We start from the raw sequence: 10168 nt of genomic DNA, 5'->3' as shown, positions 1-10168 counted from the left end.
AACAGAATATCTTTCCCGAATAAGTATTTTTCACGTTTCCACCGATGATTTTAAACATTCGTTTTCGGCTTTAAGAAAAGAAAACGTAACTTTGTAGGCATTAAAATTTTAACATTTACAAATTAAAATAGAGATACATATGGCAACACCTCCTCCTTTTAAGTATCAGGAGCCTTTTCCTATGGGAAAAGACAATACAGAGTACTATCTGCTAACCAAAGAACATGTATCAGTAGAAACATGTCATGGGAAAGAAGTTTTAGTAATAGAACCGGAAGCTCTGACCAAATTATCGAATGCTGCTTTTCGAGATGTTTCCTTTTTACTTCGTCGCGAACACAACCAGATGGTGGCAAAAATATTACATGATCCAGAAGCCAGTGATAATGATAAATATGTTGCACTGACAATGCTGCGTAATGCCGAAGTAGCCAGCAAGGGGGTACTGCCTTTCTGTCAAGATACAGGTACAGCCATTGTTGTAGGTAAAAAAGGCCAACAGGTATGGACTGGAGGAGGAGATGAAGAAGCTCTTTCATTAGGGGTATACAAAACATACACTGAAGAGAATTTACGCTACTCCCAAAATGCACCTCTTGATATGTATAATGAAGTAAATACTAAATGTAATTTACCAGCTCAAATCGATTTGTACGCCGTAGACGGAATGGAATACAAATTTCTTTTTATGACCAAAGGTGGCGGTTCTGCCAATAAAACATATTTATACCAAGAAACTAAAGCACTCATCAACCCCGACACATTAGTCAAGTTTCTGGTTGAGAAAATGAAAACTTTAGGTACCGCTGCATGTCCACCTTATCATGTAGCATTTGTAATTGGAGGGACATCGGCAGAAATGAATTTAAAAACAGTAAAATTGGCTTCTGCTAAATATTACGATAATTTACCAACAAAAGGTAATGAATGGGGACAGGCATTCCGTGATATAGAACTCGAAAAAGAGGTATTAAAAGCGGCTCAAAATTCAGGAATAGGGGCCCAATTCGGCGGTAAGTATTTTGCTCATGATGTTCGCATCATTCGTTTACCCCGCCATGGAGCTTCTTGTCCAGTTGGTCTTGGAGTTTCTTGCTCTGCAGACCGTAATATTAAAGCTAAAATTAATAAGGACGGACTTTGGATTGAAAAATTGGATGATAACCCTGATGAATTAATTCCAGAGGAACTACGCCAAGCAGGAGAAGGAAATGCTGTAAGAATAGACCTCAATCGTCCGATGAAAGATATTTTAGCCGAACTGACCAAATACCCAGTAGCAACCCGTTTATCTCTTAGCGGTACGATTATTGTAGGTCGGGATATTGCTCATGCAAAAATTAAGGAACGCTTGGACTCAGGAAAAGGAATGCCTCAATATTTAAAAGATCATCCTATTTACTATGCCGGACCAGCAAAAACTCCTGCAGGAATGCCTTCAGGTTCTTTCGGTCCAACAACCGCAGGGCGTATGGATCCTTACGTAGATTTATTCCAAGAAAACGGAGGTTCAATGATTATGATAGCTAAGGGTAATCGTAGCCAGCAAGTAACGGATGCTTGTAAAAAACATGGAGGATTTTACTTAGGAAGTATAGGAGGTCCTGCTGCTATATTGGCGCAAAACAACATTAAAAAAGTAGAGTGCCTCGAATATCCAGAATTAGGAATGGAAGCTATCTGGAAAATTGAAGTAGAAAACTTCCCTGCTTTTATTCTAGTCGATGACAAAGGGAATGACTTTTTTAAACAAATAAAACCTCGCTGTAGTTCTTGCAATCTATAATTACAAAAACAGCTATAAACACAAAAGCGGTTGGGAATACAATTTCCAACCGCTTTTGTGTATGATACAAACAAATCTCATCTACCTAAATATTTAACCATACGATTTATATCATTGATAAAATCTTGCAAATCTTGCTCATGATCTTCTTCCTCAGCCATAATATGTTTAGCAATATCACAAGTTGTAAAGTCTAAACCATCTGTAAAATTAGCAATTTCACTATACCTTTTTATAGCACAACGCTCTGACGCAATATTTTGATTCAGAATACTAACTACTCCAAAATCATCTGGCGCTAAATATTTGCAACGAGCTAAATCAAACCATTGTTGAGGAGACAATACAGGAACTCCCTCAAGTTCAATAATGCGGTCAGCCAATAATTTAGCATGTTCATACTCTTCTTGTGCATGCTCTTCCATCTCTTTCTGGACCTCAGTACGCATAGGTCCTTCAATAATCAAAGCCCCAGCCCAATACTGGTAAAAAGCCAACCACTCTTCTGCTAATGCGGCATTAAGCTGTTCAAGTACTTTTTTTACATCAATTTTCCCTTTGAGGATATCAACACTCTCTTTTGCCATAATCTTAAAATTTTCTATCAATTTCCTATTATAACATTGCTTCAAAGCGTTTTGTTCAAAACTCTCTCAATACTTTATTTTCTATTTCCGTTATAGATAAAACGAACGCTACTTCCTACAATCTTTAAGACTGTATTGTTTCTAAAATTATATACTAATACGCACGCTTTTTAAAATAAAATATCTACATTTGCAAGGCTAACATAAATGTTAAACATATCTGTTAAAATATATGGGAGAAAAAGAAGATAAAAACACAGAACAGGCCATTCTAAAAGCTGCGGAAGAGGAATTTTTAAAAAAAGGTTATGCTTTAAGTAAAACTACAGATATCGCAAAACAGGCAGGAGTTACCCATGCCATGCTTCACTATTACTTTCGTACTAAAGAAAACCTTTTTGAAAAAGTTTTTAGTCAAAAAGTAGAAATACTTGCAAATTCATTTAAGACAAAATTTGATAGTAACCAACCTTTTGATATAAAATTAAAGCAAGCCGTTGAAACTCATTTTGACTTCGTCGCAGCAAATCCCCAAATACCATTCTTCATAATTAACGAGCTCCTCACAAATCCTAAACGCCTACATGATTTCAGAAAAATGTTCGGAAGCATCGCTTCTTCCACATTAGAACGTATTCAATCTGAAATCAATATTGAAATACAAAAAGGGTCCATCAAACCTATAAATGCCATTGACTTAATATTCGACATTATATCTTTAAATATCTTTACATTCTTAGTATCACCTGTCATTTTCGGAAATAAAGATATTCTTCCGAAAGAAATTCACGAAGAGTTTATTCAAAAAAGACGAGAAGAACATGTAAAATTAATTTTGGCAAGAATAAAATATTAATATTTTACTTGTTAATTAACAAATTCGTTAAACATTAAAGTTACCTATATGTCAAAAAAATTTATATTATTCATACTTCTATTTATATATGCAAAGTTATCTTTTGGTCAATTATCTCTAGAGTCATGCCAAACAAAAGCCCAATCAAATTATCCTTTAATAAAACGATATCAATTAATAGAAAAATCTCGCGACTATAACCTATCAAATGCAGGAAAAGGATATTTACCTCAAATTTCATTATCTGCTAAAGCAACTTATCAATCTGCCGTAACACAAATTCCCATAACTTTACCTATTCATATAAAAACTCCCAATAAAGATCAGTATCAAATAATTGCAGAAATTAATCAAACGATTTGGGACGGTGGAATCATACGCGACCAAAAGAAAATAACGGAAGTTCAAAGTAAAGTTGAACTTCAGCAAAACCACGTTGATTTATATAATTTAACCGACCGAGTAAATAATGTCTATTTCAGTATTTTACTCATTAACGAACAACTAAAACAAAATCAATTATATCAATCTGAACTTAATCGACATCTAAATCAAATAAAAGCTTTTGCCCAAAACGGTATTGCCAATCAAGCAGACATAGATGCAGTAAAAGTAAATCTTATAGACGCTACTCAAAAGCAAACTGAATTAGAAACTACAAAGTCTGCATACATACAAATGTTGTCAATCCTCATCGGTGAAAAAATAAATAATAATACCATTTTAACAAAGCCGGATATTGCAGAATATATATTATCAGAAGAAATAAATCGCCCAGAACTTCAATTATTCGCGTTACAAGCTCAATTATTAGAAACTCAAAAAAATATGTTGCTTTCCAAAAATCTCCCTAAGTTTGGATTATTCATACAAGGTGGATATGGTAATCCCGGACTAAATATGCTAAAAAACTCATTCGACCCGTATTATATAGCTGGAGTACGTATGTCTTGGAATTTCGGCGGTTTGTACACTAAAAAGAATGAACAAAAACAAATCAATATAGAGCAATCAACTATCGGAATACAAAAAGAAACATTCTTATTCAATACTAAGCTCCAAATGTCTCAAGAAAAAGGGGAAATAAATAAATATAAGAAACTAATGAAAGACGATGATGAAATTATCAGACTAAGAGCTAATATTCGAAAAGCTGCAGAAGTAAAAGTAGCAAATGGGACTCTCAGTGTAATCGAATTTCTAAGAGAAGTAAACGCAGAAGAACAAGCTAAACAAAATAAAATATTACATGAAACCCAACTTCTCATGGCGACTTACAATCTAAAATATACAACTAATTTATAATGCTGTAAAAGATATGAAAGCAAACAAATCTATAATTATTGCAGGAGTTTGCCTCCTTACTATTTCAGGATGCAACAGAAACAACCACAAATACGATGCTGCTGGTATTTTCGAAGCAACAGAAATTATCGTATCGGCTGAAGCTAATGGAAAATTGATGCAATTCGACATTAGCGAAGGTGAAAAATTAAAAGCAAATGAACTTGTAGGCTATATTGATACCGTACAATTATGGCTCAAAATATTACAACTTCAAGCTAACGACAAATCAGTAAACAACAAACGGGCAGACATCTCAAAACAAATAGCAGCTACTCAAGAACAAATAGCTACGCAAAAAAGAGAAAAAAACAGATGCGAAAATTTACTAAAAAGCAATGCTGCCAATCAAAAACAACTCGATGACATAAACTCCCAAATTACAGTACTCGAAAAACAGTTAGCTGCACAAATATCAACACTTGAAAATACTAATAATAGTATAAACAATGAAAGTTCTGCAATAACTATACAAATAGCTCAACTCAAGGACCAGTTAACAAAATGCCATATTTTCTCTCCCATCGAAGGAACTGTACTCGCAAAGTACGCAGAACCGGGAGAGTTAGCAACAACAGGCAGAGCCCTTTTCAAAATAGCAGATATTGATCATCTTTTCCTACGAGCTTATCTTACTTCAGACCAATTATCATCTATTAAAATANTTTTTCAATATAAATATAATAATATGCTGATTACAAGACTTCTATCAAATAACCAATAACCCATACTAAAAATTTATTTGAGTAGATTTTTCCTTGAAATTAAGGATTTCATAGAAAATGAAAGGATAAAATGTCCATTAATAAAATAATCCGTATATTTGTCCTATTAATTTAAAAAATAAATTTCATATGAATTCAGATTATTCAGTTTCGGATTATCAATCCAAATTAGCTCAATCTACTTTAATAAAAAACGTATACTTGTGGATGACTGCTGCTCTTGCAATAACCGGTATCACTGCAATGGCAGTAAGTAACTCATATGCAATGCAGCAATTCATATTTGGGAGTCGCTTCATGTTTTTTGGTCTTATCATTGCTGAATTGGCTCTTGTCTGGTATGTATCCGCTCGTATACAATCTTTATCATTTACTACGGCCACAGGCTTATTCATGTTGTATTCTTTTATCAATGGTTTAACCTTGTCCGTTATTTTCCTTGCTTATACAACAACATCAATAGCTTCTACATTCTTTGTAACAGCAGGAACATTCGGAGCAATGAGTTTATACGGATATTTTACTAAAAAAGATCTTACGTCTTTAGGTAATCTCCTTTTTATGTTACTTATCGGGTTAATCATTGCTACTGTTGTAAATATTTTTTGGGCTAACAGCACATTATATTGGATTACAACTTATGCTGGCATTTTTATTTTCGTTGGTTTAACAGCTTATGATACCCAAAAAATAAAAAGATTATTAAGTGGTCAGGAAATAACAGAAGAATCTCAAAAAATGGCCCTTTTAGGTGCTCTTTCTTTATATCTCGACTTTATTAATTTATTCTTATATCTTCTTCGTATTTTTGGAGACCGCAAATAAGAAAAAAGAAAGGTAGTTTTATGTTTAAGGCTACCTTTCCTTCTTCATTTTCATAAGGAATCATCTGAAAGAATATTTTCTAAATCTTTTCCTGACAGCTTAATATGTAATTTCCCATTTCGCGCAACAGATATATTCCCTGTCTCTTCTGAAACAATGACTGCTGTTGCATCTGACTCCTGAGAAATGCCCAATCCTGACCGATGCCTCAATCCCAATGATTTAGGAACGTCATTATTATGAGAGACCGGCAGTATGCAAGCTGCAGCAACAATACGATTATCAGCAATTATCATAGCGCCATCATGCAAAGGGCTATTCTTAAAAAAAATATTTTCAATAAGGCGAGAATTAACATCTGCATTTATAATATCGCCCGTCTGAATATACTGAGTCAAAGCAATGTCTTTTTGAATAACAATTAATGCTCCCGTCTTAGTTTTCGCCATATTCATACAGGCATACACCAAAGGTATAATATAACTCTGAGCTTTAGAATTATCTTTTTTATCTGGGAAAAATAATCGAAAGAAAAAACGCCATCGTTTATGTGACCCTAATTCAACCAAAAAACGCCGTATTTCATCTTGAAACAAGATAACCAAAATAAGAACACCAACACTTATAAGCTTATCCATAATTGCACCCATAAGACGCATGTCCAGTATTCTGGTCACCACAATCCAAACAGCAAGAAAAGCCATTATACCACCAAATATATTAATAGTACCAGAATCCTTCATCATCTTATATATATTATATAAGAGTAAGGCTACTAATAATATATCAATGACATCTTTTATCCCAAAGTGTACAAACATATCGTCCTTCTTTTATATACCCACTGTAAATCAATTTGCCTCTAACGTTTTCATCATAATTTTCACTGTCTCCACAGCCGCTTTCACATCATGCACTCTCAATATATTCGCTCCTCCCAATAAAGCCAGCGTATTTAAAACTGTAGTTCCATTCAGACTGTTTTCAGGGGTTGAATCCAATAATTTATATATCATTGACTTTCTAGAAATACCAACTAATATAGGCAATCCTAAAGACATAAATTCCGACAAATGATTCATCAGTTCATAATTTCCTTCTAATGTTTTACTAAAACCAAAACCAGGATCAATAATTATATCTTTAGCACCCATTCGAGTCAACCGATCAATTCGGAGAGAAAACCACTGTAACAACTCCGCCACAATATTCTCGTATGATGTGTGTTTCATCATTGTTTGGGGAGTACCTTTCATATGCATCATAATATATGGAACTCCAGTCTCTGCGACCACATTAAACATATGAGCATCCATCTCTCCACCAGAAATATCATTTATAATATTTACCTGATACTCCCTAATACACCATTCCGCAACATCTGCTCTAAAGGTATCTACTGAAATACAAATATTCGGATATTCTTTTTTAATAACACTTAAACCCACAGCAAGTCTACGTTTTTCTTCTTCGACAGATATATCTGCTGCCTGCGGACGAGATGAATATGCTCCAATATCTATCATATCTGCACCCTCGCTCACGATCTGCTGTAATCGTGAAATTATAGCTTTTTTATTATAACAACGACTGTCTGTATAGAATGAATCAGGAGTCACGTTCAATATACCCATTATCAATGGACGATTTATTTCTAATAATGCTCCATTTATATTTAGAGAAAATGTCTTTCTAGATACTATATTCATTTTTTTTATATCTAACATTCAAGTAACGAAGATAGTTTTTTTTATTGGATTAAGAATATCATTTTTCCATTTTCTCTAATCTTTCATTCTTATCAGCGGGTATGACTTTTCTATCATCTTTTTCTAAAAGGATTATCGAATTCGATTCAGCATCTTCTGGAATAACTCGTATAGGCTGGACTCGAGAATCAGAACTTGGCAAATTTTTCTTTTTCTGTATTTTTGTTTTAGAAGACAAAGGTTTTGTTTCTAATTGAGACTTAAAAGCTTCTATTTCTGACTGAAACTGTTCATACTCTTGTATTGATTCGGTTACTGTTTCTCTTTCTTGCATCCAAAAACGAAATACTAAAAATCCCAAAATCAATAACAACAATATCCCTACCGCAAACCTTTGATTACGGGAAAAATAGAACAATCGGGAGCTTATACTTTCTTTCATTTTAATTAAAAATACCTAAGCCATATAAGAAAATAAGAAATATTGCAACCGGAGCAATAAATCGAAGCGAAATCATTAACAAATCAAAATACCATATTTTTATTTGCCCATAATTACTAATTTGATTTTTGACAAACTTTTTGTCTAATATCCAACCTACATATATTGATATCAACATTCCTCCTAAGGGTAATAGAATATTAGAGGCCAAAAAGTCACTAAAATTAAATATAGTATAACCTAATATCGTAAAATCGGAAAGAGGGCCAAAAGATAATGAACACAAAACTGCCATAATGAAACATAGAAATATCAACCATAATGTAGCCCGACTACGAATAAAACCAAACTCTTCATGCAAATAAGAAATAGCTACTTCACAAAGAGAAATCGTTGACGTCAATGCTGCTACAGTAATCAATATAAAAAACAATAAAGACCACAAATATGCACCAGGCATCTGCTGAAAAACATTTGGCAATGTTATAAATATTAACTCTGGCCCTTGCGCAGGACTAATTCCATAAGAAAATACCGCTGGGAAAATCATTACGCCTGCCATAATAGCCACGAACGTATCCAATGAAGCTACAGTTACAGCAGTTTTTGTCAAAGAAGTTTTATCCGAAAAATAAGACGAATAAGTAATTAAGGTTCCCATTCCTAAGCTTAGAGAGAAAAAGGCTTGCCCCATAGCCCGCAATATTACATTAGAATCTATCTTAGAAAAATCAGGATGGAACATAAATGATAATCCGTCTGCAGTGCCAGACATAAATAAAGAACGTATACTAAATATAATAAGAATAACAAATAATAGAGGCATCAAGACATTTGATGCTTTCTCTATCCCATTGTGTACACCTCTTACCAATATAACATAGTTAACTAATAAAAATAACCCTGTCCAGAAAATTGGTCGAATAGGATCTTTAGTAAATTCTGTAAATGCGGTCTGAAATGCCTCAGGAGATTTATTAGATAAACCAAATGTCAAAGACTGGTATACATAATCAAGAGTCCATCCTGCTATCACGGAATAAAAACCCATAATAAATACTGCTGCAAAAATTCCCAAAATACCAACAATATACCAATGAGTCTTCGGGGTAAGTTTTATAAAAGCCCGGCTAGCATTGGATTTTGCACTACGACCAATAGTAAATTCTGCCAACATTACTGGTAAACCAAGTATGAGTACACAGATAAAATAAACAAGTAAGAATGCTGCTCCTCCATTCTGCCCTGTCTCATAAGGGAACCTCCATATATTGCCTAATCCCACTGATGAACCTGCAGTAGCTGCAATCACACCCAATTTTGTAGCAAAAGTTGCGCGTTTAGCCATATTCTTACTATTCATTTATAATCTAACATATGCAAAATTAGCATTAAAGATTAAATTTATTTATATTTTTATCCACAAAAACAACATTTCAAAACAAATATAGGTCTTATTCGTTCAATTATTTACAATAATAATAAAAACTACTCTTATATAATTATAAAGAATTATCTTTGTAATATTATCAATTAATACATAAACATGACACATAACAAATTGTTTAAATACATTCAGCACTTTGTCCCTCCTTTTTTACCCACAATTTTTATTATAAGTTGTATCTTATATTTATCCTTAAACTCTTTTTCCAATATACCTGACACTCCATTATTTCATATTCCTTATTTCGATAAGATTATCCACTTCTGTATGTATCTTGGATTAACTTTAGTATTTTATTTTGATTGGACCAGATATAGCATAATAACCAAAAAACAAAAATCTACCAAATACACATGGATTCTCTGGTTGCTTCCAATTCTCTTTGGGGGAACAATGGAAATAGCTCAAAAATACTTGACAAATACTCGTAGCTGTGACTTTTTTGAC

11 protein-coding genes are annotated in these 10168 nt (G+C 33.4%); 6 read left to right on the top strand and 5 right to left on the bottom strand.

The genetic code is table 11. From position 1 onward, the window contains the following. Positions 1-139 precede the first annotated feature (139 nt). Entirely contained in the window at positions 140-1786 is a 1647-nt protein-coding gene (locus BN2628_RS01190; RefSeq protein ID WP_044230653.1) for a fumarate hydratase, read from the top strand. A gap of 77 nt (positions 1787-1863) precedes the next feature. Here BN2628_RS01190 and BN2628_RS01185 read toward each other — a convergent pair whose 3' ends face one another. Further along, positions 1864-2373: a ferritin-like domain-containing protein gene (locus BN2628_RS01185; RefSeq protein WP_021929513.1), complete on the bottom strand. Its 510-nt coding sequence runs from the start codon at positions 2371-2373 to the stop codon at positions 1864-1866. A gap of 232 nt (positions 2374-2605) precedes the next feature. On the opposite strand from BN2628_RS01185, the gene BN2628_RS01180 reads away from it, so the two are divergent. The 4 genes from BN2628_RS01180 (at position 2606) to BN2628_RS01165 (ending at position 6123) form a co-directional block, all read left to right on the top strand. Beyond that, positions 2606-3229, top strand: a complete 624-nt coding sequence (locus BN2628_RS01180) for a TetR/AcrR family transcriptional regulator (protein WP_044230652.1) — start codon at positions 2606-2608, stop codon at positions 3227-3229. Positions 3230-3277: 48 nt separating this feature from the next. After that, entirely contained in the window at positions 3278-4534 is a 1257-nt protein-coding gene (locus BN2628_RS01175; protein WP_044230651.1) for a TolC family protein, read from the top strand. A gap of 13 nt (positions 4535-4547) precedes the next feature. Beyond that, positions 4548-5297 carry an HlyD family secretion protein gene (locus BN2628_RS01170; RefSeq protein ID WP_055095659.1) on the top strand — a complete coding sequence of 250 codons (750 nt, stop codon included), beginning with the start codon at positions 4548-4550 and terminating at the stop codon, positions 5295-5297. A gap of 130 nt (positions 5298-5427) precedes the next feature. Next, positions 5428-6123 carry a Bax inhibitor-1/YccA family protein gene (locus BN2628_RS01165; protein ID WP_044230657.1) on the top strand — a complete coding sequence of 232 codons (696 nt, stop codon included), beginning with the start codon at positions 5428-5430 and terminating at the stop codon, positions 6121-6123. Between the two features lie 50 nt (positions 6124-6173). On the opposite strand, the gene cdaA is transcribed toward BN2628_RS01165, so the two are convergent. The 4 genes from cdaA to BN2628_RS01145 are packed head-to-tail and all read right to left on the bottom strand — an operon-like array spanning position 6174 to position 9622. Then, positions 6174-6944 (bottom strand): diadenylate cyclase CdaA, encoded by a 771-nt coding sequence (cdaA, locus tag BN2628_RS01160; protein WP_044230656.1) that lies wholly within the window; start codon positions 6942-6944, stop codon positions 6174-6176. Positions 6945-6974: 30 nt separating this feature from the next. Further along, positions 6975-7832 (bottom strand): dihydropteroate synthase, encoded by an 858-nt coding sequence (gene folP, locus BN2628_RS01155; protein ID WP_044230675.1) that lies wholly within the window; start codon positions 7830-7832, stop codon positions 6975-6977. Positions 7833-7890: 58 nt separating this feature from the next. After that, complete coding sequence (locus BN2628_RS01150; RefSeq protein WP_044230655.1) at positions 7891-8274, bottom strand: hypothetical protein; 384 nt, start codon at positions 8272-8274, stop codon at positions 7891-7893. Between the two features lies 1 nt (position 8275). After that, positions 8276-9622, bottom strand: coding sequence for a sodium-dependent transporter (locus BN2628_RS01145; protein ID WP_044230674.1), 1347 nt, complete (start codon positions 9620-9622; stop codon positions 8276-8278). Between the two features lie 198 nt (positions 9623-9820). On the opposite strand from BN2628_RS01145, the gene BN2628_RS17735 reads away from it, so the two are divergent. Continuing rightward, positions 9821-10168 (top strand): VanZ family protein (locus BN2628_RS17735; RefSeq protein ID WP_055095657.1); only part of this gene is annotated, 348 nt, incomplete at its 3' end.

Source organism: Gabonia massiliensis (assembly GCF_001403595.1).
Lineage (GTDB): Bacteria > Bacteroidota > Bacteroidia > Bacteroidales > Coprobacteraceae > Coprobacter > Coprobacter secundus.
This window is presented reverse-complemented; position numbering and strand designations above follow the sequence as displayed.